Source organism: Dactylosporangium sp. CA-152071 (assembly GCF_050936335.1).
In the GTDB taxonomy this organism is placed as follows: domain Bacteria; phylum Actinomycetota; class Actinomycetes; order Mycobacteriales; family Micromonosporaceae; genus Dactylosporangium; species Dactylosporangium maewongense.
Genome location: NZ_JBNJMZ010000001.1, coordinates 7,827,803 through 7,852,241, shown reverse-complemented (window position 1 = coordinate 7,852,241; position 24,439 = coordinate 7,827,803). Strand labels below are relative to the sequence as shown.

Below are 24,439 nucleotides of genomic sequence, written 5' to 3'. Positions count from 1 at the left end.
GGCGGCCTGGTAGGGCGTGCGACAGGTAGCCGTTGCCCACCCCCGCGGACGGGTTCAAATCGGCGAGGAGTGGTGCAGGATCGTACTAAAAATGGACAAATTGGGGTATTGACCAGCGTCATGGGTGGGTGGGGGTGGAGAGCGGTCCGGGCGGGAGGCGGGAGGCCCGCCCGGAGCGACGTGGTCAGCGGACGTTGGACTTCACGAACGGGGGTTTGACGACGCGGACGGTTGAGCGGCGGCCGCGGACGTCCAGGGCGACCTCGTCACCCTCCGAGACCCCGGCCGAGGTGTCGATGAGGGCCAGGCCGATGCCGACCTTGCGGGTCGGGGAGAACGTGCCGCTGGTCACCTCGCCGATCGGGGTGTCACCGGAGGCGGGGAGGACGGCCATGTGCGCCCTGGGGATGCCGCGGTCCAGGGACTCGATGCCGAAGAGGAGGCGGCGCGGGCCGGCGGCCTTCTCGGCGAGCAGGGCGTCGCGGCCCCAGAACTGCTCCTTGCCCCAGCCGACGGCCCAGCCGGAGCGGGCCTGGACGGGGCTGATGTCCAGCGACAGGTCCTGGCCGTGCAGGGGGTACCCCATCTCGGTGCGCAGCGTGTCACGGGCGGCGAGGCCGCACGGGCGGGCGCCGGCGGCGGCGATCGCGTCCCAGAGTGCGTGGGCGTCGTGGGAGGGCACGACCAGCTCGTAGCCGTGCTCGCCGGTGTACCCCGTGCGGCACACGACGACGTCGCTGCCCTCGAAGGCCGAGACGGTGAAGCTCATGTAGTCGTGGTCGGTCGGCAGTCCGATGCCGGACAGCAGCTCCGCGGAGCGGGGGCCCTGCACGGCGAGGACGGCGAAGAGCTCGTGCTGGTCGACGACGCTGATCCCGTTCGGGGCGGCGGCGACGAGCCGGCGGACGACCTCGGCGGTGTTGGCCGCGTTGGGGATGAGGAAGACGTCGTCGTCGCCGAAGCGGTATGCGATGAGGTCGTCAACCACGCCGCCGGATTCGTCGAGGCAGAGGGTGTACTGCGCCTGGCCTGCGGCGATACGGTTGAGGTCGTTGCTGAGGCAGCGGTTGACGAAGTCGGCGGCGCCGCGGCCGCGGACCCGGGCCTTGCCCAGGTGCGACACGTCGAACACGCCGGCGTCCTCCCGGACCGCCGTGTGCTCCTTGAGCACGCCACCTCCGGCGTACTCGAGGGGCATCTCCCAGCCACCGAACGCCGCGAACTTGGCACCGAGCGCCGCATGACGGTGATACAACGCGGGGTGCCGCAAGGGTTGCGTCATGCCCGCAACCTATCGCGTTGGTTATCGTGTCCAGCACCCGAATCGGCGGCATGCTGAAGGTGCGGTACCGCCGCAGCCGACGCTGACGCAGAACACCACCAGTGATGTGGAGCCCGAGTGACCGCCCTGAACCTGGTCGACACCGACCCCGCCGAGCTCGCCGTCGACGCCGTGGTCGTCGGCGTGTACGCACACGACGGCGGTGACGCCAAGCTGCTGCTCGCCTCCGGAGCGGAGAGTGTCGCGGCGGCGTTCAGCGACCGGCCGGGTGGCGGGCTGGCGGAGACGCTGCGGGTCCTCGGCGCGAGCGGGGCGGTCGGCGAGGTGACGAAGGTCGCCGCGTTCGGCGCGGTCGCGGCGCCGCTGGTGGTGGCGGTCGGGCTCGGCCCGGAGCCGGCGGGTGCCGCTCCCGCGGCGGAGACGCTGCGGCGGGCCGCCGGGGCGGCGACGCGCGCCCTGGCCGGGTCGGCGTCGGTGGCGCTCGTGCTGCCGCTGTCGGACCGGGACACGCCCACCGACGACGAGCTGACCGCGGGCGTGCGGGCCGTCGCCGAGGGCGCGGTGCTGGGTGCGTACCAGTTCACCGGGTACAAGACGAAGGGCGTCCGGAAGGACCCGGTCCGCAAGGTGGTGCTGCACGTGCCGGACGCGGCGGCGCGCCTGGCGAGGGCGGCCGTGAAGCGGTCGGGCACGGTGACGTCGGCGGTGACCCGGACCCGCGACTGGATCAACACGGCGCCCAACGAGCTGCGCCCGCCGCAGTTCGCCGAACAGGCGAAGGATGCCGCGGAGGCGGCGCAGCTGGACGTCACCGTCCTGGACGAGAAGGCCCTGGCGAAGCAGGGGTACGGCGGCATCCTCGCGGTCGGGCTCGGCTCGGCGGCGGCGCCGCGGATGGTGCGGATCGCGTACGAGCCGGCGGGCGCGACGAGAAGGGTCGCGCTGGTCGGCAAGGGCATCACGTTCGACACGGGCGGCGTGTCGATCAAGCCGGCGGCGGGCATGTGGGAGATGAAGTCCGACATGTCAGGGGCGGCGGCGGTCGTGTCGACGATGATCGCGATCGCGGCGCTGAAGCCGAAGGTCGCCGTCGTGGCGTACGCGCCGATGGCCGAGAACATGGCGTCCGGCAGCGCGTACCGGCCGGGCGACGTCGTGACGATGTACAACGGCCACAAGGTCGAGGTGCTCAACACCGACGCCGAGGGCCGCATGATCCTCGGCGACGCGATCGCCCGGGCGTGCGAGGACGACCCCGACTACCTGTTCGAGGTGTCGACCCTGACCGGCGGCCAGGTGATCGCGCTCGGCAAGCGGATCTCCGGGGTGATGGGCACGCCGGAGCTGTGCGAGCGGGTCCGGGACGCGGGCGAGCGGGTCGGCGAGCCGGCGTGGCCGATGCCGCTGCCGGAGGACGTCCGCAAGGGCATGGACTCCGAGGTCGCCGACATCTCGCAGGTCAACGCGGGCATGGACCGGGCGGGGCACATGCTGCAGGGCGGCGTGTTCCTGTCCGAGTTCGTCGCCGAGGGCGTGCAGTGGGCGCACATCGACATCGCCGGCCCCAGCTACCACTCCGGTGAGGCGTTCGGCTACTGGGCGAAGGGCGGCACCGGCGTGCCGGTGCGCACCCTGATCGGCCTGGTGGAGGAGATCGCCGCCGAAGGCTAGGTGGTCTTGTTGCGGGCGTTGAAGTCGCGCATCCGCTGCGGGTAACCGACGAGCGCCACGTCGTAGATCGGCATGCTCAGCTTGTGGGCGAACTGGCGGGCCGCCTGCGGGTCGTCGACGCGGCGGCGGGTCCACTCGCCGTCGTGTGCGATCAGCAACAGTGTCGTTTCTGTCACTGCCGTGCGGGGCTCGATGAACCCTTCGACGCCCCGCCGGGACCGGACGAACTCCTCCAGGTGCCGCAGGTCCTCACGGTTGGCGGCGCGCCCACCTGCGGCGGCTCTGTTGCGGCGGAACCAGGCCAAGATCCGTGCCCCTCCCCGTGATGATGCCCCGACGAACCCCCGCGAACGGGCACCCGGCGGTCGACGTCGGGGCACCTACCGTCGCAGGCGGACGGCGGTGATGACAAGATGGCCAAGGATCGTCATGCCATCACGGACCCAACCGGTCCGTGCATCACCTGGGAGAATCCGTGAGCGACCCACACGCCAACTCCTTCGACGTCCTGATCCTGGGCGGCGGCAGCGGCGGCTACGCGGCGGCGTTCCGCGCGGCGCAGCTCGGCCTGTCCGTCGGCCTGGTCGAGAAGGACAAGCTCGGCGGCACCTGCCTGCACCGCGGCTGCATCCCGACGAAGGCGCTGCTGCACGCAGGTGAGGTCGCCGACGCGGCCCGCGAGGCGGAGCAGTTCGGCGTCCAGGCGACGTTCAACGGCGTCGACATGAAGGCGGTCAACTCGTACAAGGACGGTGTCATCACCAAGCTCTACAAGGGGCTGCAGGGCCTGGCGAAGGCCCGCAAGGTGACGCTGATCGAGGGCGAGGGCCGGCTCGTCGCCGCCGACACGGTCGAGGTGTCGGGCACGCGGTACAAGGGCAGGAACGTCGTCCTGGCGACGGGCTCCTACTCCAAGTCCCTGCCGGGCCTGGACGTCGACGGCGAGCGGGTGCTGACCAGTGAGCACGCCCTGGCCCTGGACCACGTGCCGGCGTCGGCGGTGATCCTCGGCGGTGGCGTGATCGGCTGCGAGTTCGCCAGCGCGTGGAAGTCCTTCGGGGTGGACGTGACGATCGTCGAGGCCCTCCCGCGGCTCATCGCGGTCGAGGACGAGGCGAGCTCGAAGGCCCTGGAGCGGGCGTTCCGCAAGCGTGGGATCAAGTTCAAGACCGGCAAGCCGTTCGAGAAGGTCGAGCGCGCCGGCGAGGGCGTCAAGGTGACGATCCAGGGCGGCGAGACGATCGAGGCGGAGCTGCTGCTCGTCGCGGTCGGCCGCGGTCCGACGACGGCCGGCCTCGGCTACGAGGAGCAGGGCGTCAAGATGGAGCGCGGGTTCGTCATCACCGACGAGCGGCTGCGCACCAGCGTCCCCGGCGTGTACGCGGTCGGCGACATCGTGCCGGGTGTCCAGCTCGCGCACCGCGGCTTCCAGCAGGGCATCTTCGTCGCCGAGGAGATCGCCGGGCAGCACCCGCAGGTGATCGACGAGGCCGGCATCCCGCGCGTCACGTACTCGGAGCCGGAGGTCGCCTCCGTCGGGCTCAACGAGTCGAAGGCCCGCGAGCTGCACGGCGACAAGATCGAGGTGATCCAGTACGACCTGTCCGGCAACGGCAAGAGCCAGATCCTGAAGACCGCCGGTTTCGTGAAGCTGGTGCGGGTCAAGGACGGCCCCGTCGTCGGCGTCCACATGGTGGGCGCGCGGGTCAGCGAGCTGATCGGCGAGGGCCAGTTGATCTACAACTGGGAGGCCTTCCCGGGCGACGTCGCCCCGCTCGTGCACATGCACCCCACGCAGAACGAGGCCATCGGTGAGGCGTTCCTGGCGCTCGCCGGAAAGCCGCTGCACGTCCACTGATTCCATCCGGGACCCGACCGCCACAAGCACTGTCCAGCAGCGTTTCAAGGAGACTGTTCATATGCCGGTATCGGTCACCATGCCCCGGTTGGGCGAGAGCGTCACTGAGGGCACCGTCACCCGCTGGTTGAAGCAGGAGGGCGACCAGGTCGAGGCCGACGAGCCGTTGCTCGAGGTCTCCACCGACAAGGTCGACACGGAGATCCCGTCACCGGCGGCCGGGGTGCTCACGCGCATCGTGGTGCAGGAGGACGAGACCGCCGAGGTCGGCGCCGAGCTCGCCGTCATCGGCGACGCGGGCGGTGCGGCCCCGGCCGAGGAGCCGGCCGCCGCCGAGGAGCCCGCTCAGGCCGAGGAGCCGGCCCCCGCGGCCGAAGCACCCCAGGCCGAGGCCCCGAAGGCCGAGGCGGCGCCCGCCGCGGAGGCGGCGTCGGGGGAAACCACGTCGCTGAAGATGCCGGCGCTGGGCGAGTCCGTCACCGAGGGCACCGTCACCCGCTGGCTCAAGCAGGTCGGTGACGCGGTCGAGGCCGACGAGCCGTTGCTCGAGGTCTCCACCGACAAGGTCGACACGGAGATCCCGTCGCCGGTCGCCGGCACGCTGCTGGAGATCAAGGTCGCCGAGGACGAGACCGTCGAGGTCGGCGCCGAGCTGGCCGTCATCGGCGCCCCGGGCGCGGGCGGCGGCGCCCAGCCGGCGCAGCAGGTCCAGCCCGCCCAGCAGGTGGAGCAGCCCCAGCCGAAGGCCGAGCCCAAGCCCGAGCCGAAGCCGGAGCCGAAGCAGGCCGCCGCCCCCGCGCAGGCGGCCGCCCCGGCCCCCGCGCAGCCGGCGCAGGCCAAGCCGGCCGCGGCCGCCCCGGTCGCCGCCGGCCCGGCCACCTCGGTCGAGCCGAGCGTCAACGGCAAGGCCGAGGGCGACGCCGGGTACGTGACGCCGCTGGTCCGCAAGCTCGCCTCCGAGCACGGGGTCAACCTGGCGACGCTGTCCGGCACCGGGGTCGGCGGGCGCATCCGCAAGCAGGACGTCCTCGACGCCGCCGCCAAGGCCAAGCAGGCCGCCGCCGCTCCCGCGGCCGCGCCCGCCGCGGCCGCCGCGGAGAGCAAGCCGGCCGCGAAGGCGGCGCCGAGCCCGCTGCGCGGCCAGACGCAGAAGCTGACCCGCATGCGCGCGCTCATCGCCCGCCGCATGGTCGAGTCGCTGCAGGTGTCGGCGCAGCTCACCACGGTCGTCGAGGTCGACGTCACCAAGGTGGCGAAGCTGCGGGCGAAGGCCAAGCAGCAGTTCCTCGACACGCACGGCGTGAAGCTGTCGTTCCTGCCGTTCTTCGCCCTCGCGGCGGTCGAGGCGCTGCGGGTGCACCCGTCGGTGAACTCCTCGATCGACCTGGAGGCGGGCACCGTCACGTACCACGACGCCGAGCACCTCGGCATGGCCGTCGACACCGAGAAGGGGCTCATCGTCCCGGTCATCCGCAACGCGGGCGACCTGAACCTCGGCGGCCTCGCCAAGCGGATCGCGGACGTGGCCGAGCGCACCCGCACCAACAAGCTCAACCCGGACGACATCACCGGCGGCACGTTCACGCTGACCAACACCGGCAGCCGCGGCGCGCTGTTCGACACGCCGATCATCAACCAGCCGCAGGTGGCGATCCTCGGCACCGGCGCGGTCGTGAAGCGTGCCGTCGTCGTCAACGACCCGGAGCTCGGCGAGATCATCGCGCCGCGGTCCATGGTGTACCTGGCGCTGTCCTACGACCACCGGATCGTCGACGGCGCCGACGCGGCCCGCTTCCTGACCACGGTCAAGGAGCGCCTCGAGGGCGGCAACTTCGAGGCCGACCTCGGCCTGTAACACCGCAATGCGAAACCTGTAGCACCGCGACGCGAAACAGGGGCGCCCCCGAGGGGCGCCCCTGTTTGTGGTTCATCGGCCGCCGCTGGGCAAGATGACGGCATGCAGATCCTCATCGCGGGCGCGTCCGGGTTTCTCGGCGGGCGGCTCGTGCCGCACCTGCGCGCCGCCGGGCACCAGGTCACCCAGCTCGTGCGTCGGCCCGCCCGCGGCCCGGGCGAGCTGCGCTGGGACCCGGCCGCCGGCCTGCTCGACGCGTCGGCCGTCGCCGGCAAGGACGCCGTCATCAACCTGGCGGGGGCCGGTGTCGGCGACCGGCGCTGGACCGAGCAATACAAGCGGACGCTGCGCACCAGCCGCGTCGACACCACCGGGACCCTCGCGAAGGCGATCGCGGCCGCCGGGGCGCAGCGGCCGGCGGTGCTGCTGAACTCGTCCGCGGTCGGGTTCTACGGCGACACCGGCGACCGCGCCGTCGACGAGCAGTCACCGGCCGGAGCGGGGTTCCTCGCCGACCTGTGCCGGGTGTGGGAGGCGGCGACCCGCCCCGCGGAGGACGCCGGGACGAGGGTCGCGCTGCTGCGCACCGGGTTCCCGCTCGCCCGCGACGGTGGGCTGCTGAAGCCGCTGTACCTGCAGTTCAAGCTGTTCGCCGGCGGGAGGATGGGCGGCGGCCGGCAGTACCTGCCGTGGATGTCGCTGCCGGACTGGCTGGGCGCCGTCGAGTTCGTCCTGGAGCGCGACCTCGCCGGCCCCGTGAACCTCACCGGCCCCGAACCGGTCACCAACGCCGAGTTCTCCGCGACCCTGGCGAAGGTGCTGCACCGGCCCAACCTGCTGCCGGTGCCCGGGTTCGCGCTGAAGGCCGCCGTCGGCGAGTTCGGCGGCGAGGCCCTGGTCAGCCAGCGGGTGCTGCCCGGGGTCCTGGTGCGCGAGGGTTTCCCGTTCGCGCACCGGACCGTCGAGGCGGCGCTTCAGCAGGCGGTGTCGGCGACGACGTAGTAGTTGGCGCCGGTCTGCTGCAGGCCGTGCGTGGTGAACACGTTGTAGAGGCCCATCGCCTGGTTGGACCCGTTGGCGTACACGTAGCCGCCGCTCTGGTGCGCCCGCCCGGCGGTGACGTGGGCGTAGTTCGACGCCCGGACGCACGGACCGGCGGACGGGGTCGACGACGGCGTGGCCGACGGCGTGGCCGACGGCGTGGCCGACGGCGTGGCCGACGGCGTGGCCGACGGCGTGGCCGACGGCGTGGCCGACGGCGTGGCCGACGGCGTGGCCGACGGCGTGGCCGACGGCGTGGGCGAGGCGGTCGGCGAGCCCGTGGGGGTCACGACGCCGCCGTCCAGGCCCCAGTCGCGGGCCTGGTAGTACGACGAGCAGATGGTGTCCTTGTAGTACGTGCCGGCCGTCCCGCACTGCTCGGTGGCGCTGCCCGGGTCGACGGGTGTCGCGTGCGTCATGCCCTGCACCAGGTACACCTTGACCTTGTCGGCGTAGTTCGACAGGGACGTGCCGCCGGGCAGCGACGCGGTCGACGTCGGGGTCTGCGAGACGCCGAGGACGTTGGTCCACTGGTCGCGCAGCTCGGTCGCGTTCGCCGGGGCGACGGTCGTGTCCGACGTGCCGTGCCAGATCGACACCCGCGGGCGGGCGCCGGTGTAGCCGCTGTAGGCGTTGCGGACCAGGTCGCCCCAGGCCGCGGGGGTCTTGTCGACGCCCGGGTTCATGCAGCTGAAGGCGCTCGTCGTCGAGGTCGCGCAGCGGTACGGGATGCCGGCCATGATCGCGCCGCCGGCGAAGACGTCCGGGTACGTGGCGAGCATCACGGCGGTCATGGCGGCACCGGCGGACAGGCCCGTCACGTACACCCGGCCGCGGTCGATCTGGTAGTTGGTGGCGGCGTAGTCGACCATCTGCTTCACGGACAGGGCCTCACCGGAGCCGCGGGCCGTGTCGCCGGTCTCGAACCAGTTGAAGCAGCTGGAGCTGTTGTTCGCGGACTTCTGCTCCGGCAGGACCAGGGCGAAGCGCCACAGGTCCGCGTACTTGCGCCAGCCGGCGTTGGTGAAGTAGTCGGTGGCGTTCTGGGTGCAGCCGTGCATGGCGACGACCAGCGGCGCGTTCGCCGGCAGGCCGTCGGGGCGGTAGCTGTACATGGCGAGGTTGCCGGGGTTGGAGCCGAAGCTCGACACGGTGGTCAGCGACGCGGCATAGGCGGGGGTGGACACGACGGTCAGGCCGACGGCGGTGCCCACGGCGGCGAGCACGGGCAGGACGAAGCGCAACCAGCGGGGCATGGCGGTGCCCTTTCCTCTCGGGGGATGCCCACGCTAGGTGTGACGCTTCACGCACCACTATGTCCGTTGTCCACACATTCCGGCCCGGTTCAGCGTGCGGGGGCGGCGTTAGGCTGAGGCGTGACCAGCATTCTGGGTTTTGAGGTTGTACGGGCCGGCCTGGTCGACTACGAGACGGCCCTGGCCGAGCAGCGGCGGATCCACGAGGCCGTCGCGAGCGGCGCCGCACCCGACACGGTGCTGCTGCTGGAGCACCCGAGCGTCTACACGGCGGGCAAGCGGACCGAGCCCGCGGACCGCCCGTTCGACGGCACCCCGGTCGTCGACGTCGACCGCGGTGGCAAGATCACCTGGCACGGGCCGGGGCAGCTGGTGGGCTACCCGATCGTCAAGCTGCCCGACCCGATCGACGTCGTGGCGTACGTGCGCCGCATGGAGCAGGTCCTGATCGACGTCTGCGCCGAGTTCGGCCTGGCCACGGCGCGGGTCGAGGGGCGCAGCGGGGTGTGGGTCGCCGCCGACGAGCGCGGGCCGGACCGCAAGGTCGCCGCGATCGGGATCCGGGTCGCCCGGGGTGTGACGCTGCACGGGTTCGCGATCAACGCCGACTGTGACCTGTCCCGCTACGACATCTTCGTCCCGTGCGGCATCCGCGACGCGGGCGTGACGTCGCTGTCGGCCGAGCTGGGCCGCGACGTCACGGTCGCCGAGGTCCTGCCGGTGGTCGAGCGGCACCTGGCGACGCTGCACCAGAGCTGACGCGGCTGGTGGGGGGCCTGTCCGCACCGGGCAGGCCCGCCGGACATCGACCTTGCCGGCCGCGGACATAGACCACCGACGTGTCGTCGAGCACCACCGTTTCGTGATTGCCGGGTGTACGGATCGGGAACCTCGCGGACGTGACGTCAATCGCGTTCCCGGCGGCTGGGCAGGCCTCGGGCGTAGGCTTTCCCGTGTGACCGCCGTTGTTCCGGAAGGCCGTCGTCTGCTGCGCATCGAAGCGCGAAATGCGGAGACGCCGATTGAGCGCAAGCCGCCGTGGATCAAGGTCTCCGCGAAGATGGGGCCTGAATACACGCACCTGCGAGGCCTCGTGCAACGCGAGGGCCTCCACACGGTGTGCCAGGAGGCCGGCTGTCCCAACATCTACGAGTGCTGGGAAGACCGCGAGGCGACGTTCCTCATCGGCGGCGACCAGTGCACGCGCCGGTGCGACTTCTGCCAGATCGACACCGGTAAGCCCGCCGAGTTCGACGCCGACGAGCCGCGCCGGGTCGCCGAGTCCGTGGCGACGATGGGCCTGCGCTACGCGACGGTGACCGGTGTCGCCCGCGACGACCTGCCCGACGGTGGCGCATGGCTCTACGCGGAGACCGTCCGGCAGATCCACGGCCTGGTCGACGGCTGCGGCGTGGAGCTGCTCATCCCCGACTTCAACGGCGAGCCGAAGCTGCTCGGCGAGGTCTTCGAGGCCGGCCCCGAGGTGCTCGCGCACAACGTGGAGACCGTCCCGCGGATCTTCAAGCGGATCCGTCCCGCGTTCCGCTACGAGCGCTCCCTCGACGTGATCACGCAGGCCCGCACCGCCGGCCTCGTCACCAAGTCCAACCTGATCCTCGGCATGGGCGAGGAGCGGGCCGAGGTCACCCAGGCGCTGCGCGACCTGCACGACGCCGGCTGCGAGCTGGTGACGATCACGCAGTACCTGCGGCCGACGCCGCGGCACCACCCGGTGGAGCGCTGGGTGAAGCCCGAGGAGTTCGTGGAGCTGCGCGAGGAGGCCGAGCAGATCGGCTTCGCCGGCGTGCTCAGCGGGCCCCTGGTGCGCTCGTCCTACCGGGCCGGCCGCCTTTACCGCCAGGCCCTGGACAGCCGCGCACTGAAGGCGTGACAGCCGGGCGCTGAAGGCGTCAGCGGCCAGCGAAGCGGCTCGGGCCGCGCACCAGGAAGCACGGCATCGGCTCACGCCGACGCCGAAGGCGGCGACGTGAGCGCTTCCCATTAGAGTGGGAGGTATGGCAAAGGCCCAGGAGCCGGAGAAGGTCTCCTTCTTCACTCGGCTCAAGCAGATCGGCATGGTGTTCTCGTTCACCGCCAAGCGGGACAAGCTCTTCGTTCCGCTGGTCCTGGTGGTGGTCCTCGTGCCGCTCATCGCCGTCGGCGTGGCCATCGGGCTCGGGGTGTCCTGGGTATGGGCGCCGATCGGTGTCCTCGCCGCGCTGCTGGGCACCGTCATCGTGCTCAACCTGCGCTCGCAGAAGGCCATGATGCGCGAGGCCGAGGGGCAGCCGGGCGCGGCCGCCTCGATCATCGAGAACATGCGCGGCGACTGGCGGGTCACCCCCGCGATCGTCTCCACGACGCAGTTCGACATGGTGCACCTGGTCATCGGCCGGCCCGGCGTGATCCTCCTCGGGGAGGGCAACCCGAGCCGGGTCCGCGGCCTGATCAACCAGGAGCGCCGCCGCCTGGTGAAGGTCATCGGCAACGCGGAGCTGCGCGACTTCGTGATCGGCAACGAGGAGGGGCAGCTGCCCCTCGCGAAGCTGCGCAACACGCTGGTCCGGCTGCCGCGCACGATCACCGGCAAGGACGTCAACGCGCTCGACAAGCGGCTCACGGCCCTGTCCGCGCGCCCGCAGATGCCGCGCGGCGCGATGCCGAAGAACATGAAGCCCCCGAAGGGCGCGTTCAAGGCCATGCGCGGCCGCTGAGCGATCCGCTGCGGGACCTACGAGGCCGCCGGCTGGGTGTTCACGACCCAGGAGCCGGCGGCTTTGTCGTGCAGTCCCCGGCCGTCCCTGTCCATGATCAGCGCCGGTACGAAGAGCAGCAGCAACGCGCCCCGCAGGATCGCCCGGGGCACGCCGATCGCGCCGCCTGTGGCCATTGACACACACCGGATGCGCAGCAGCCGCATCCCGAGGGTCTGGGCGAAGAAGCCGAGGAACAGCCCGTACACCACCAGCAGCAGCCCGGGCGCGAGCCACGGCACCTCGACCGGATCCGCGAACGCCCTGCTGATGACCAGGCACAACAGCCAGTCGACGAGGATGGCGCAGAAGCGCCTGGACAGCGATGCAGCGGTGAGCTCCACGGCAGGCAAGCCTACCGGGCGCCTCACCTGTCACTGATTTGTCAAACGACTGTGGCGAAACACAGTGGAAACAATCGAGACATGCCCGGGCAATCGCACGGTTCTACGGTCGCCCTCAACCAGCCACCTTCACACTGAAGTGATCACCACGAGACTGGTACTGCCTGCGACCTGGAGGACGAGTGTTCGCCAATTCTGACGAGCTGCTGCGATACGTGAAGGACGAGGGCGTCCGCTTCGTCGACATTCGCTTCTGCGACCTGCCGGGCGTCATGCAGCACTTCAATGTCCCCGCCGAGGCGTTCGACGAGAGCGTGTTCAGCGACGGTCTCGCGTTCGACGGTTCGTCCATCCGTGGCTTCCAGGCGATCCACGAGTCGGACATGATGCTGCTGCCGGACCCGACGTCCGCCTTCATCGACCCGTTCCGGATCGAGAAGACCCTGGCGCTCAACTTCTTCATCCACGACCCGTTCACGCGCGAGGCCTACTCGCGTGACCCGCGCAACGTGGCGAAGAAGGCCGAGGCGTACCTCGCGTCGAGCGGCATCGCCGACACCGCCTACTTCGGCCCCGAGGCCGAGTTCTACATCTTCGACTCGATCCGGCACGAGACGTCGGCGAACCAGGCCTACTACTACATCGACTCGGTCGAGGGCTGGTGGAACTCCGGCAAGGAAGAGCCGGGCGGCAACCGCGGTTACAAGACCGCCTACAAGGGTGGCTACTTCCCGGTCCCGCCGGTCGACCACTACGCCGACCTGCGTGACCAGATCGTCCAGCGCCTCCTCGGCGCCGGCTTCATCGTCGAGCGCTCGCACCACGAGGTCGGCACCGCCGGCCAGGCGGAGATCAACTACCGCTTCGGCACGCTGCTGCAGGCCGCCGACCAGCTCCAGCTCTTCAAGTACATCGTGAAGAACACCGCCTGGGCCGCCGGCAAGACCGCGACCTTCATGCCGAAGCCGCTCTTCGGCGACAACGGCTCCGGCATGCACACCCACCAGTCCCTCTGGCTGGGTGGCGAGCCGCTGTTCTACGACGAGGCCGGCTACGGCGGCCTGTCGGACACGGCCCGCTGGTACATCGGTGGCCTCCTGCACCACGCTCCGTCGCTGCTGGCCTTCACCAACCCGACGGTCAACTCCTACCGCCGCCTGGTCCCCGGCTACGAGGCCCCGGTCAACCTGGTCTACTCGCAGCGCAACCGCTCCGCGTGCACCCGTATCCCGGTCACCGGCACCAACGCCAAGGCCAAGCGCGTCGAGTTCCGCGTCCCGGACCCGTCGGCCAACGTCTACCTGGCCTTCGCGTCCATGCTGATGGCCGGCCTGGACGGCATCAAGAACAAGATCGAGCCGCCGGCCCCGATCGACAAGGACCTCTACGACCTCCCGCCGGAGGAGGTCGCCAACGTCCGGCAGGTCCCCGCCTCGCTCGACGAGGTCCTCGACACCCTCGAGGGCGACCACGGCTTCCTCCTCGAGGGCGGCGTGTTCACCCAGGACCTGATCGACACCTGGATCTCCTACAAGCGGGCCAACGAGGTCGACCCGGTCCGCCTGCGCCCGACCCCGCACGAGTTCGCCATGTACTACGACGTGTGAGTTGACGTCAGCGCGCTGATCCGGCGCTGTCCCCGCTGACCAACTTCGCGGGGACAGGCTCCGGCCAGACGCACGAAACGGCGGTCACGCCAGGCTCCCAGCCGGCGTGGCCGCCGTTTCGCGTGTCTGGCGGGCCCGTGCCGACCCGGGCCGACCCGGGCCGGCGCGGTCAGGTGGCGAAGACCCGTTCGACGGCCTGGCGGCCCCGGCGGGCCACGCGCAGGTACTCGTCCAGGAACTCCTGGGGCTCCACGCCGCCCAGGATCCTCGCCACCGCCGCCAGGTCGGGGCCCTGGCGGGGCAGCTGGTCGGTGGCGCGGCCACGGACCAGGGTCAGCAGGTTGCGGACGTGGGAGGCCTGCTCCCAGGCGGCGCGCAGCGCGGCCGCGTCCGCCTGGTCGACGAGGCCGGCGTCGGTGGCGGCGGCCAGGGCGTCCAGGGTGCGGGTGGTGCGCAGGGCGGGGACGGTCCGGCCGTGCAGGAGCTGCAGCAGCTGGACGGTCCACTCCACGTCGGCGAGGCCGCCGCGGCCGAGCTTCGTGTGGGTGGTGGGGTCGGCGCCGCGGGGCAGGCGTTCGGAGTCGACGCGGGCCTTCAGGCGGCGGATCTCGTGGATCTGGTCGCGGGTGAGGCCGCCGTCGGGGAAGCGCATCGTGTCGGCGAGCTCCAGGAAGCGTTCGCCTACGCCCGCGGAGCCGGCGACGTGGCGGGCGCGGAGCAGTGCCTGCGCCTCCCAGACCTTCGACCAGCGGGCGTAGTACTGCTGATACGCGAAGAGGCTGCGCACCAGCGGGCCCTGGCGGCCTTCGGGGCGCAGGTCCGCGTCGACGCCGAGCGGCGGGTCGGGGGCGGGGCGGGCGAGGAGGCGGCGCAGGTCCTCGGCGACGGTGAGGGCGAGCCCGCTGGCCGCGTCGTCGGCCATGCCGGGTGGGGGTTCGTAGACGAAGAGGACGTCGGCGTCGGACGGGTAGCTGGTCTCCTCGCCGCCGAGCCGGCCCATGCCGATGATCGCGAACTCGAGGCCGCGGTCGGCGGCGGGCGCCGACGTGACGCCGAGAGTCGCGCGCAGCGTCGCGTCGATGACGGCGGACAGGGCCACGCCGACGGCCGAGACCTCGAGGAAGCCGAGCAGGTCGGCGCAGGCGATGCGGAAGAGCTCGCGGCGGCGGGAGGCGCGGACGGCGTTGATCGCGGTCTCGGGGTGGTCGTGGCGGGCCGCGGCGGCGGCGAACTGCGTCGCGAGCTGCGCGGCGGTGCGCGGGACCAGCTCGGCGTCGTCGGCGAGCAGCCGCAGCGCCTCCGGATCGTGGACGAGCAGCTCGGTGACGTAGCGGGACAGGGCGAGCAGCCGGGCCAGGCGCAGCGCGACCGGGCCCTCGTCGCGCAGGAGCCGCAGGTACCACGGGGTGTTGCCGAGCTTGTCGGACACCTGCCGGTAGGCCAGCAGCCCGCGGTCGGGCTCCGGGGCGTCGGCGAACTCGCTGAGCAGGACCGGCAGGAGCTGCCGCTGGATCGCCGCGGTGCGGGAGACGCCGCCGGTGAGGGCCTCGATGTGGCGCAGCGCCCCGGCCGGGTCGGCGAAGCCGAGCAGTTCGAGGCGGGCCTTGGCCGCGGTCGCGGTGAGCCGCAACTGCTCGCTGGGGACCCTGGCGACCGCCTCCAGGAGCGGGCGGTAGAGCAGTTTCGCGTGCAGCCGCCGTACCTCCTGAGCGTGCCGGACCCAGTCGGCCCGGAAGGACTCGACGGCGTCCCGCGCGGCGTTGGGACGGTAGCCGAGGGCGTGCGCGAGCCAGCGCAGCGCGGCCGGGTCGTCGGGCACCGTGTGGGTACGCCGAAGGCGCTGCAGCTGGAGGCGGTGCTCGACGGTGCGCAGGAACCGGTACGCGCGCAGCAACGCCTCACCGTCGGCGAGGCCGACGTAGCCGCCCTCGATGAGGGCCCGCAGCCCGGCGATCGTGGTCGGGGTCCGCAGCGACTCGTCGGCGCGGCCGTGGACGAGCTGCAGCAGCTGCACCGCGAACTCGATGTCGCGCAGCCCGCCGGGGCCGCGCTTGATCTCGCGGTCGAGCTCGCTGCGCGGGATCTGCTCGATGATGCGCCGGCGCATCGCGCGGACCTCGTCGACGGCCTCGGGGCGCTCGGCGGCGGACCAGATCAGCGGCTGCAGCTCCGCCAGCCAGCGGGCGCCGAGCTCGAGGTCGCCGGCGGCGGGCCGGGCCTTCAGCAGCGCCTGGAACTCCCACGTCTTCGCCCACTTGCGGTAGTACGCGAGATGCGAGGCGACGGTCCGCACCAGCGCCCCGCGGCTGCCCTCCGGGCGCAGGGCCGCGTCGACGGGCCAGGCGACGAAGCCGCAGATCTCCATCATCCCCGACGCGAGGGTGCTGCCGGCCCGCATCGCGACCTCGACGTCGGCGCCGCCGACCGGCTCGCAGACGAACACGACGTCGACGTCGCTGACGTAGTTGAGCTCCCGCCCGCCGCACTTGCCCATCGCGACGACCGACACCGTGCAGACGTCGGCGAAGGAGGGGTGCTCGACCTGGACGATCGCCAGGGCGGCCGCCAGCGTGGCGTCGGCGAGCTCCGTGAGGCGGCGCATCGTGACGTCGACGTCCGCGGCACCCGTCAGGTCGGCCGCGACGATGCGCAGCAGCTCCCGCCGGTACGAGCTGCGCAACGACGGCACGGTCGACACGTCGCGGGTCGTGAAGCCGGCGGGGCGCTTGTTCTGCTCGCCGAGCAGCTCCTTCCACTCGTCGGGGTTGGCGACGAGCAGGTCGCCGAGGGTCGCGGACACGCCGAGCACCCCGATGAGCCGCTGCCGCAGCGACCGGTCGGTGAGGACGGCCTCGCGGACCTCGTCCCCGGCCGCCGCTCCTGCTGCCTCGATGAGCCGGTGCAGCTGGAACAGCGCCAGGTCGGGGTCGGCGGCGAAGTACAGCGTGTCGAGCAGCGTCGCGGCGTCGTCGTCGACGGGCCGGCGCGCCTCGGCGTCCCACAGCCGCAGCCCCTCGGGGCCGGCGAGCGCGGACGAGCGGGCGTCGTCGGTGAAGCCGAACCGGGCGAGGTGGCCGGCGGGGGGCATCAGGCGGGCCCCAGCAGCGGCAGGGACCGCGGGCCGCCGTCGCCACCCTGGAAACCATCGGGGGCGCGGCCCAGCGCGACGGCCGCGAACCGCTCCGCGAACGGCTGCCACACCTCGGCGACGTCCGGCAGCGCCTCCTCGACGCTCTCGAGCAGCTCGATCGGGTCGATGCCGAGCTCGCCCAGCGTGCCGACGCCGTCCATCGCCCACGCGGCGAACATCTCCAGGTCACACTCGATGTGGAACTGCAGCCCCCACGCGGACGGGCCGATCCGGAACGCCTGCACCGGGTAGTGGGTGGACGCCGCGAGCAGGGTCGCGGTGACGGGCAGCTCGACGATCTCGTCGTGGTGCCAGTGCAGCACATCCGGGGCGAACGGCACCGCGGCGAACACCGGGTCGTTGTCGGCGACGTCCCGGCGGGCCACCAGGCGCACCCCGATCTCGGGCCCGGCGGCGCTGCGCTCGACGGTCCCGCCGTGCGCCTGCGCGAGCAGTTGCGCGCCGAGGCAGATGGCGAGGGTCGGCACCTTGTGCCGGACCGCCTTGCGCAGCAGGCCCTCCAGCTGGGCGAACCACGGCGCGCCCCGCTCCCCGTCCGGCCCGGGGAACGCGTCCTGCTCGCCGCCGAGCACGACCAGCGCGGCATACCCCTCCAGGTCGGCGGGCAGCTCCTCACCGGCGTGCGGGCGGACGACGGTCAGCTCCAGGCCGCCGCCGGTCAGCCAGCCGCCGAGGCGCGCCAGGCCGTCGCTGGGGTCGTTCTCCACCACGAGCGCCACCCGTCCCCGCGGGGACCCTTCGATCGTCACGACCCGACAATAACGGCGTGCGAACGCTGCGGCGCGGAGACGTGGTCGGACTGGTGTCACCGTCGGGCCCGACCAGGCCGGACCGGGTGGCCCGCGGCATCGAGCTGCTGTCGGGCTGGGGGCTCGAGGTCCGTGCGGGCCGGCACGTGTTCGACCGCAGCGGCTACCTGGCCGGGCACGACGACGACCGGCTCAGCGACCTCAACGAGGCGTTCGAGGATCCCGAGATCCGCGCCGTCGTGTGTACGAGAGGCGGCTACGGCGCACAACGCATCGTCGACGGGCTGCGGCTGGCGTCGCCGAAGCATCTGGTCGGGTTCTCCGACATCACCGCGTTGCAGCTCGCGGTGTGGCGGCGGACCGGCTGGGCGAGCGTGCACGGGCCGGGCGGCGCGTGGTTCGACGACCGTCTGCCGGCCTCCTCGGCGGAGTCGTTGCGGGCCGCGCTGTTCACGTCGGGGCCGCTGCGGTCGTACATGGGCGACGACGAGGAGACGAGTGCGGTGACGGTGCCCGGGCCGGCGGTCAGCGGGGTGCTGCTGGGCGGGAACCTCTCGATGCTGGCCAGCACGGCCGGCACCGTCGACATGCCGTCGTTCGCCGGGGCGATCATGGTGCTGGAGGACGTGGGCGAGGCGCCGTACCGGGTGGACCGGATGCTCACGCACCTGCGGCGGGCGGGCGCGTTCGAGGGCGTCGCCGGGGTGGCTGTGGGGCAGTTCACGGACTGCGTGGGCGCGGGGCCGACGGTCGTGGACGTGCTGCGCTCGTGCCTCGGTGGTCTGGGGGTGCCCGTGCTGGGCGGGCTGCGGATCGGGCACGGGGTCGGTCAGGAGACGGTGGTCCTGGGCGCCCGGGCCGAGCTGGACACGACCGTGGGCTGCCTCACGTCACGCGCCGACCAGTCTTTTGACTGATGGCGTGGGGGTGTTGCTGGGGCAGGATTGCGGCATGAGTGAGCTTCGCGAACGAATCATGTTGCAGGGTGAACTTGGCGCTCATGTCGTCGGGGAGCGAAGCGAGCCGGCGGCATGAGTTTCGTGACGACGGGGTTCGGTGGCAGGCGGCGTTCGCAGGAGCCTGACCTGCCGCCGGGGCAGTATCTCGCCCATGACTTTCCCGTGCTGTCCGCCGGGCCGACGCCGAAGCTGAGCACGGACCGGTGGGAGTTCGTCATCACCACCGAGACCGGGGCGCGGACGACCTGGACGTGGGCGGAGTTCACCGCGCTGCCGCACGAGGACGTCACCGTCGACATCCACTGCGTCACGAAGTGGTCGAAGCTGCAGACCGGCTGGCGGGGTGTCGCGATCGACACGCTCATGCAGGACGTCGAGTCGGCCGCCGACTTCGTGATGGCACACTCCTACGACGGCTACACCACCAACCTCCCCCTGGAGGACCTCCTCGACGGCCAGGCGTGGGTGGCCTACCGCTACGACGACGAGCCGCTCACCCCCGAGCACGGCGGCCCCGCGCGGCTGCTGGTCCCGCACCTGTACTTCTGGAAGTCCGCGAAGTGGGTGCACGGCCTGCGGCTGATGCTGGAGGACGAGCCGGGCTTCTGGGAGGCGGCCGGCTACCACGACTACGGAGACCCATGGCGCGAGCAGCGGTACCAGGGAGACTGAACGGTCCGGAGCGGAGCGGAGGAGCCGTGCAGCATGGGCACAGTCCGGAGGTCAGGCGGCCGGAGCGCAGCGGAGGGCGACTGACCTGGCGTAAGGCGACGCTTCTGGAGGCGCGCTGGGAGACGTCTTCGGCGCGGACCCTGGTCTTCGACGTGCCGGAATGGCCGGGGCACCTGCCGGGGCAGCATGTCGACCTGCGGTTGACGGCCGAGGACGGTTACACGGCGCAGCGCAGCTACTCGATCGCGTCGGCGACGGGTCCTGCCGCGTCGGGTGCCGCCGCGTCGGGTCTCGCTGCGCCGGGTGGCGACGGGCTGGGGGCGGGTGTCGTGGAGATCACCGTCCAGCGGCTCGACGACGGTGAGGTCAGCCCGTTCCTCGCTGACGTCTACGACGTCGGCCAGCCCATCGAGCTGCGCGGGCCGATCGGCGGCTGGTTCGTGTGGCGACACACCGACCCCGCCCCGGTCCAGCTGGTCGCGGGCGGCTCCGGCATCGTCCCGCTGATGGCGATGATCCGGTCCCGCGCGGCGCACGGCGTGCGGACCCCGTTCCGGCTGCTCTACTCGGTGCGGACCCCGCAGGACGTCATCTACGCCGACGAGCTGCGCGAGCGCGCCCGCGACGACCGCGGTCTCGACGTGCAGTTCATCTACACGAGGGTGCGCGGCTCCCGGATCGGGGTCGCCGACGTCAACACCCACGCCTGGCCGGCCGACTTCGCCCCCGCCGTCTTCGTCTGCGGCCCGACCGGCTTCGTGGAGACCGCCGCCGACGTCATGGTCGCCCTCGGCCACGACGCCAGGAGCATCCGGACCGAACGCTACGGCTGACGCCACCCGGGCAGCATCCACCGGCCCCGGCCGACCACCGCCGGGGCGTCCGGCGGCGGCTCGGCCTGTCCGGGCGATGCGGGCCGCTCACGAAGGATCCGGCCCGCCTCGGCAGCGGAGCTACATGATGCCGAGGTAGCGCTCGCGCTCGAACGGGGTGACGACGCGGCGGTACTCTTCCCACTCGGTGCGCTTGTTCTTCAGGAAGAAGTCGAAGACGTGCTCGCCGAGGACCTCGGCGACCAGCTCCGAGCCGGCCATGGCGTCGACGGCCTGGGACAGGTTCTCCGGCAGCGACTCGTAGCCGGCGGCGCGGCGCTCGCCGTCGGTGAGGGCCCACACGTCGTCCTCGGCGCCCGGGGGCAGCTCGTAGCCCTGCTCGATGCCGCGCATGCCGGCGCCGAGCATGACGGCGTAGGCGAGGTAGGGGTTCGTGGCGGAGTCCAGCGAGCGGACCTCGACGCGGGCCGAGTTGGGCTTGCCGTAGGCGGGGACGCGGACCAGGGCGGACCGGTTCGTGTGGCCCCAGCAGACGTAGGCGGGCGACTCGGTGATCCGGTTCGGCACCGACTGCGGGAAGAGCCGCTTGTAGGAGTTGACCCACTGGTTGGTGATCGCGGTGTACTCCCGCGCGTGCACCAGCAGGCCGGCGATGAACGCCTGGCCGACCTTCGACAGCTTCATCGGGTCGCTCGCGTCGTGGAACGCGTTGCGCTCGCCCTCGAACAGGGACAGGTGCGTGTGCATGCCGCTGCCGGGCTGGTCGGTGAACGGCTTCGGCATGAAGGTGGCGTGCACCCCGTGGGAGAGCGCGACCTCCTTGATGACGTGCCGGAAGGTCATGATGTTGTCGGCGGTGGTCAGCGCGTCCGCATACCGCAGATCGATCTCCTGCTGGCCGGGCGCGACCTCGTGGTGGCTGAACTCGACCGAGATGCCGATCCGCTCCAGGGCGAGGACCGCCTGGCGGCGGAAGTCGCGGGCGACGGCGTGGGTGGTGTGGTCGAAGTAGCCGCCGGTGTCGACCGGGGTCGGCACCGAGCCGCGCTCACCCAGCGACTCCAGCAGGAAGAACTCGATCTCGGGGTGGGTGTAGAAGGTGAAGCCCTTCTCCGCCGCCCGCGACAGGGCCCGGCGCAGCACGTGGCGCGGGTCGGCCCACGACGGCGAGCCGTCGGGCAGGGTGATGTCGCAGAACATGCGGGCGCTCTCCCCCGACATGCCACCCTCGAACGGGAACACCTGGAACGTCGTCGGGTCCGGCTTCGCGACCATGTCCGACTCGTACACGCGGGCGAAGCCCTCGATCGCCGAGCCGTCGAAGCCGATGCCCTCCTCGAACGCCGACTCCAGCTCGGCCGGCGCGACCGACACGCTCTTCAGCGTGCCGAGCACGTCGGTGAACCATAGGCGCACGAAGCGGATGTCGCGCTCTTCGAGCGTCCGGAGCACGAACTCCTGCTGACGGTCCACGGTGGTTCCCCCACGAGCTGCGGTATTCGGCTGATTCGGGCAAGTCTCGCCCGGACGTGTTACGCCCAAGTTACCGGACCTACCCATCCCACCCCGCACTGGAGTGAACGTCACAGGAGCACCCCGTGCGGCGTTGGTCCACACTTGAGGCATGCCACGGTTGCGCCTCGCGCTCGCCCAGATCGACCCGACCGTCGGGGACCTGCCCGGCAACTCGTCCCTGGTGCACGGCTGGACCAGCAAGGCGGCCGGTGCGGGCGCGCACGTCGTCGCGTTCCCGGAGATGATGCTGACCGGGTATCCGGTCGAGGACCTCGTGTTCCGCCGGTCCTTCGTCGCCGCCTCCAAGCGGGCCGTCGACGACCTCGCCGCCCAGCTCGCCGGCGACGGCCTCGGCGAGACCGTCGTCATCGTCGGCTACCTCGACGCCGACGAGGCCGGCCCGCGCAACGCGCTCGCGGTGCTGCACCGCGGCACGCAGGTCGCCACGTACTTCAAGCACCACCTGCCCAACTACGGCGTCTTCGACGAGGACCGCTACTTCGAGCCCGGCGACACCCTCACCGTCATCCGGGTCGGCGGCGTCGACATCGCCCTCACCATCTGTGAGGACCTGTGGCAGGAGGGCGGCCCGTTCGCGGTCGCCGCGGCCGCGAAGGTCGGCCTGGTCGTCAACATCAACGGCTCGCCGTACGAGCTGAACAAGGACGACACCCGCCTGGCGCTCGTCGCCCGCCGGGCCGCGGAGGCGCGGGCGACCATCGCCTACGTCAACACCGTCGGCGCGCAGGACGAGCTGGTCTTCGACGGCGACTCGATGGTCGTGCGCCCCGACGGGTCGCTGATCGCCCGGGCGCAGCAGTTCGCCGAGCAGCTCATGGTGCTCGACCTGGACCTGCCGGCCGCGGAGCCGGTCCCGCCCGTCGTCGAGGACGCCGAGATGCGGGTCGTCAACGTCCTCATCTCCGACAGCGTGGTGGCCGCCGACCAGCCGGCGCCCGCCCCGGAGATCGCCGCCCGCGTCACCGACGAGGCCGAGGTCTGGCAGGCGCTCGTCGTCGGCCTGCGGGACTACGTGCGCAAGAACGGCTTCCGCGGGGTCGCGGTAGCCCTGTCCGGCGGCATCGACTCCGCCGTCGTCACCGCCATCGCCTGCGACGCCCTCGGCCCGGCCAACGTCACCGCGGTGTCGCTGCCGAGCGGCCACTCCTCGCAGCATTCCAAGGACGACGCCGAGGACATGGCCCGCCGCACCGGCCTGGACTACCGCGTCGAGCCGATCCAGCCGATGGTCGACGGCTTCCTGGCCAACATGGCGCTGTCCGGCCTCGCTGTGGAGAACCTGCAGGCCCGCGTCCGCGGCGTCATCATGATGGCCATCTCCAACCAGGAGGGCCCACTCGTCCTCACCACCGGCAACAAGAGCGAGCTCGCGGTCGGCTATTCCACCTTGTACGGCGACTCCGTCGGCGCGTTCAACCCGCTGAAGGACGTGCCGAAGACGCTGGTGTGGAAGCTCGCCCGCTGGCGCAACGAGGAGGCCGAGCGGCGCGGCGACGTGCCGCCGATCCCCGAGCGCTCCATCTCGAAGCCGCCGAGCGCCGAGCTGCGCCCCGGCCAGCTCGACAGCGACTCGCTCCCCGACTACGAGGTCCTCGACGCCATCCTCGCCGGGTACGTCGACGGCGACCTCGGCCGCGACGACCTGATCGCCGCCGGCCACGACCCCGCCGTGGTCGACCGCACCCTGCGCATGGTCGACCTCGCCGAGTACAAGCGACGCCAGAGCGCCCCCGGCACGAAGATCTCCATCAAGGCCTTCGGCCGCGACCGCCGCCTCCCCATCACCAACCGCTTCCGCGAGACCCCCTCCTGACGCTCCTGTTTCCGCTCACCACGGGACAGGGCAGGTCAACGGTGCGGGTGGGAATCCGCGCCGGGGATCCGTCGCGCCCGCGGTGCGGCGGGTGCACAGTGAGATTCAGCATCCGTACTGCCGGAAGGTGGGGTGCGGTGCGACCATCGGGGGTGTAAGGCCCGGGGACCCCACGACGGGGCCTCGAGGAACCCGAAGGAGGACAGTGATGTCCGAGGTTCAGTCGCTGTACGGCGGTGCCGTCAACCGCCGGGTGCGCACCAGGGACCTGCTCGCCGCCAAGGAGCGCGGGGAGCGGTGGCCGATGCTGACGTCGTACGACCAGTACACGGCGGGCATCTTCGACGAGGCCGGCATCCCGGTCCTGCTGGTCGGTGACTCGGCCGCGAACAACGTGTACGGCTACGCCTCGACGGTGTCGGTCACCGAGGACGAGCTGCTGCCCCTGGTCAGGGCCGTGGTCCGGTCCACGCGGCGGGCGCTGGTCGTCGGGGACCTGCCGTTCGGCTCGTACGAGGAAGGGCCGGCGCAGGCGCTGCGGACCGCGGTGCGGTTCATGAAGGAAGGCGGCTGTCACGCCGTCAAGCTGGAGGGCGGCGTGCGGGTCGCGCCGCAGATCGCCGCGCTGACCGGGGCCGGGATCCCGGTGATGGCGCACATCGGGTTCACGCCGCAGAGCGAGCACACCATCGGCGGCTACCGGGTGCAGGGCCGCGGGGACGCCGCCGACGAGGTGGTCGCGGACGCGCACGCGGTCGCGGAGGCCGGCGCGTTCGCGGTGGTCCTGGAGATGGTGCCGGGCGAGGTCGCCAAGCGGATCACCCACGAGCTGCGGATCCCCACGGTCGGGATCGGCGCCGGAGGGGACACCGACGCGCAGGTCCTCGTCTGGCAGGACATGGCCGGGATGCGGACCGGGCGGATGCCGCGGTTCGTCAAGCAGTACGCGGACCTGGCCGGCGTGCTCGGCGACGCGACCCGGGCGTTCGCCGACGAGGTGCGCTCCGGGGTGTTCCCGGCCCAGGAGCACACCTTCTAGCTGGCCGTCCTAGCTAGAAG

At 71.9% G+C, this 24,439-nt stretch carries 20 protein-coding genes; 13 read left to right on the top strand and 7 right to left on the bottom strand.

Going from position 1 to position 24,439, the window contains the following annotated elements; genetic code table 11:
• Window positions 1-184: 184 nt before the first annotated feature.
• Window positions 185-1,282 (bottom strand): glycine cleavage system aminomethyltransferase GcvT, encoded by a 1,098-nt coding sequence (gene gcvT, locus ACQEVZ_RS35400; protein ID WP_433374631.1) that lies wholly within the window; start codon window positions 1,280-1,282, stop codon window positions 185-187.
• Between the two features lie 117 nt (window positions 1,283-1,399).
• Here gcvT and ACQEVZ_RS35395 point away from each other — a divergent pair, with 117 nt between their 5' ends.
• The gene (locus ACQEVZ_RS35395) at window positions 1,400-2,953 is read left to right on the top strand and encodes a leucyl aminopeptidase (protein ID WP_433374628.1); all 1,554 of its coding nucleotides are present in this window, start codon (window positions 1,400-1,402) and stop codon (window positions 2,951-2,953) included.
• On the opposite strand, the gene ACQEVZ_RS35390 is transcribed toward ACQEVZ_RS35395, so the two are convergent.
• A complete protein-coding gene (locus tag ACQEVZ_RS35390; protein ID WP_425552325.1) occupies window positions 2,950-3,258 on the bottom strand; it encodes a hypothetical protein in 309 nt (102 codons plus the stop codon). The genes ACQEVZ_RS35395 and ACQEVZ_RS35390 overlap by 4 nt on opposite strands.
• Before the next feature lie 170 nt (window positions 3,259-3,428).
• Between ACQEVZ_RS35390 and lpdA the strand changes: the two genes are divergently transcribed.
• The 3 genes from lpdA (at window position 3,429) to ACQEVZ_RS35375 (ending at window position 7,668) form a co-directional block, all read left to right on the top strand.
• Complete coding sequence (lpdA, locus tag ACQEVZ_RS35385) at window positions 3,429-4,811, top strand: dihydrolipoyl dehydrogenase (RefSeq protein WP_433374624.1); 1,383 nt, start codon at window positions 3,429-3,431, stop codon at window positions 4,809-4,811.
• Window positions 4,812-4,872: 61 nt separating this feature from the next.
• Window positions 4,873-6,666, top strand: a complete 1,794-nt coding sequence (gene sucB, locus ACQEVZ_RS35380) for a 2-oxoglutarate dehydrogenase, E2 component, dihydrolipoamide succinyltransferase (protein WP_433374621.1) — start codon at window positions 4,873-4,875, stop codon at window positions 6,664-6,666.
• Between the two features lie 102 nt (window positions 6,667-6,768).
• Window positions 6,769-7,668, top strand: a complete 900-nt coding sequence (locus ACQEVZ_RS35375; RefSeq protein WP_344506233.1) for a TIGR01777 family oxidoreductase — start codon at window positions 6,769-6,771, stop codon at window positions 7,666-7,668.
• On the opposite strand, the gene ACQEVZ_RS35370 is transcribed toward ACQEVZ_RS35375, so the two are convergent.
• Window positions 7,641-8,963 (bottom strand): extracellular catalytic domain type 1 short-chain-length polyhydroxyalkanoate depolymerase, encoded by a 1,323-nt coding sequence (locus tag ACQEVZ_RS35370; protein ID WP_433374618.1) that lies wholly within the window; start codon window positions 8,961-8,963, stop codon window positions 7,641-7,643. The genes ACQEVZ_RS35375 and ACQEVZ_RS35370 overlap by 28 nt on opposite strands.
• Window positions 8,964-9,083: 120 nt before the next feature.
• On the opposite strand from ACQEVZ_RS35370, the gene lipB reads away from it, so the two are divergent.
• The 3 genes from lipB to ACQEVZ_RS35355 all read left to right on the top strand — a co-directional run bounded on the left by lipB (window position 9,084) and on the right by ACQEVZ_RS35355 (window position 11,677).
• Complete coding sequence (lipB, locus tag ACQEVZ_RS35365) at window positions 9,084-9,722, top strand: lipoyl(octanoyl) transferase LipB (protein WP_433374615.1); 639 nt, start codon at window positions 9,084-9,086, stop codon at window positions 9,720-9,722.
• Between the two features lie 196 nt (window positions 9,723-9,918).
• On the top strand, window positions 9,919-10,854 hold the full coding sequence (gene lipA, locus ACQEVZ_RS35360; RefSeq protein WP_344506230.1) for a lipoyl synthase: 936 nt from the start codon (window positions 9,919-9,921) through the stop codon (window positions 10,852-10,854).
• Window positions 10,855-10,978: 124 nt separating this feature from the next.
• On the top strand, window positions 10,979-11,677 hold the full coding sequence (locus tag ACQEVZ_RS35355; RefSeq protein WP_344506229.1) for a DUF4191 domain-containing protein: 699 nt from the start codon (window positions 10,979-10,981) through the stop codon (window positions 11,675-11,677).
• A 17-nt stretch (window positions 11,678-11,694) separates the two neighbouring features.
• On the opposite strand, the gene ACQEVZ_RS35350 is transcribed toward ACQEVZ_RS35355, so the two are convergent.
• Entirely contained in the window at window positions 11,695-12,060 is a 366-nt protein-coding gene (locus tag ACQEVZ_RS35350) for an RDD family protein (protein WP_433374610.1), read from the bottom strand.
• Window positions 12,061-12,242: 182 nt separating this feature from the next.
• Here ACQEVZ_RS35350 and glnA (ACQEVZ_RS35345) point away from each other — a divergent pair, with 182 nt between their 5' ends.
• Window positions 12,243-13,667, top strand: coding sequence for a type I glutamate--ammonia ligase (gene glnA / locus ACQEVZ_RS35345; RefSeq protein WP_344506227.1), 1,425 nt, complete (start codon window positions 12,243-12,245; stop codon window positions 13,665-13,667).
• A gap of 169 nt (window positions 13,668-13,836) precedes the next feature.
• On the opposite strand, the gene ACQEVZ_RS35340 is transcribed toward glnA (ACQEVZ_RS35345), so the two are convergent.
• Window positions 13,837-16,755 (bottom strand): bifunctional [glutamine synthetase] adenylyltransferase/[glutamine synthetase]-adenylyl-L-tyrosine phosphorylase, encoded by a 2,919-nt coding sequence (locus ACQEVZ_RS35340; protein WP_344506226.1) that lies wholly within the window; start codon window positions 16,753-16,755, stop codon window positions 13,837-13,839.
• Window positions 16,755-17,567, bottom strand: a complete 813-nt coding sequence (locus ACQEVZ_RS35335; RefSeq protein WP_433374605.1) for a type 1 glutamine amidotransferase — start codon at window positions 17,565-17,567, stop codon at window positions 16,755-16,757. The genes ACQEVZ_RS35340 and ACQEVZ_RS35335 overlap by 1 nt, the downstream gene beginning before the upstream one ends.
• 17 nt (window positions 17,568-17,584) lie before the next feature.
• Here ACQEVZ_RS35335 and ACQEVZ_RS35330 point away from each other — a divergent pair, with 17 nt between their 5' ends.
• From ACQEVZ_RS35330 to ACQEVZ_RS35320, 3 genes are all read left to right on the top strand, one after another.
• Window positions 17,585-18,484, top strand: coding sequence for a S66 peptidase family protein (locus ACQEVZ_RS35330; protein WP_433374602.1), 900 nt, complete (start codon window positions 17,585-17,587; stop codon window positions 18,482-18,484).
• 114 nt (window positions 18,485-18,598) lie between these two features.
• Window positions 18,599-19,198 carry a sulfite oxidase-like oxidoreductase gene (locus tag ACQEVZ_RS35325; RefSeq protein WP_360569040.1) on the top strand — a complete coding sequence of 200 codons (600 nt, stop codon included), beginning with the start codon at window positions 18,599-18,601 and terminating at the stop codon, window positions 19,196-19,198.
• Between the two features lie 26 nt (window positions 19,199-19,224).
• Window positions 19,225-20,031 carry a ferredoxin reductase gene (locus tag ACQEVZ_RS35320; RefSeq protein WP_433374599.1) on the top strand — a complete coding sequence of 269 codons (807 nt, stop codon included), beginning with the start codon at window positions 19,225-19,227 and terminating at the stop codon, window positions 20,029-20,031.
• A gap of 120 nt (window positions 20,032-20,151) precedes the next feature.
• Here the strand turns inward: ACQEVZ_RS35320 and glnA (ACQEVZ_RS35315) are convergent, their stop codons facing one another.
• The gene (glnA, locus tag ACQEVZ_RS35315) at window positions 20,152-21,504 is read right to left on the bottom strand and encodes a type I glutamate--ammonia ligase (RefSeq protein WP_344506222.1); all 1,353 of its coding nucleotides are present in this window, start codon (window positions 21,502-21,504) and stop codon (window positions 20,152-20,154) included.
• A 151-nt stretch (window positions 21,505-21,655) separates the two neighbouring features.
• Between glnA (ACQEVZ_RS35315) and ACQEVZ_RS35310 the strand changes: the two genes are divergently transcribed.
• Complete coding sequence (locus tag ACQEVZ_RS35310) at window positions 21,656-23,380, top strand: NAD+ synthase (RefSeq protein ID WP_433374595.1); 1,725 nt, start codon at window positions 21,656-21,658, stop codon at window positions 23,378-23,380.
• 208 nt (window positions 23,381-23,588) lie between these two features.
• On the top strand, window positions 23,589-24,419 hold the full coding sequence (panB, locus tag ACQEVZ_RS35305; RefSeq protein ID WP_344506220.1) for a 3-methyl-2-oxobutanoate hydroxymethyltransferase: 831 nt from the start codon (window positions 23,589-23,591) through the stop codon (window positions 24,417-24,419).
• The last annotated feature ends 20 nt before the right edge of the window (window positions 24,420-24,439 follow it).

Excerpts from the sequence above, each read along its gene's own strand:
- gcvT (WP_433374631.1), bottom strand. The coding sequence starts at position 1,282 with ATGACGCAACCCTTGCGGCACCCCGCGTTGTATCACCGTCATGCGGCG.
- sucB (WP_433374621.1), top strand. The coding sequence starts at position 4,873 with ATGCCGGTATCGGTCACCATGCCCCGGTTGGGCGAGAGCGTCACTGAG.
- ACQEVZ_RS35375 (WP_344506233.1), top strand. The coding sequence starts at position 6,769 with ATGCAGATCCTCATCGCGGGCGCGTCCGGGTTTCTCGGCGGGCGGCTC.
- ACQEVZ_RS35370 (WP_433374618.1), bottom strand. The coding sequence starts at position 8,963 with ATGCCCCGCTGGTTGCGCTTCGTCCTGCCCGTGCTCGCCGCCGTGGGC.
- ACQEVZ_RS35355 (WP_344506229.1), top strand. The coding sequence starts at position 10,979 with ATGGCAAAGGCCCAGGAGCCGGAGAAGGTCTCCTTCTTCACTCGGCTC.
- ACQEVZ_RS35340 (WP_344506226.1), bottom strand. The coding sequence starts at position 16,755 with ATGCCCCCCGCCGGCCACCTCGCCCGGTTCGGCTTCACCGACGACGCC.
- ACQEVZ_RS35325 (WP_360569040.1), top strand. The coding sequence starts at position 18,599 with ATGAGTTTCGTGACGACGGGGTTCGGTGGCAGGCGGCGTTCGCAGGAG.
- ACQEVZ_RS35310 (WP_433374595.1), top strand. The coding sequence starts at position 21,656 with ATGCCACGGTTGCGCCTCGCGCTCGCCCAGATCGACCCGACCGTCGGG.
- panB (WP_344506220.1), top strand. The coding sequence starts at position 23,589 with ATGTCCGAGGTTCAGTCGCTGTACGGCGGTGCCGTCAACCGCCGGGTG.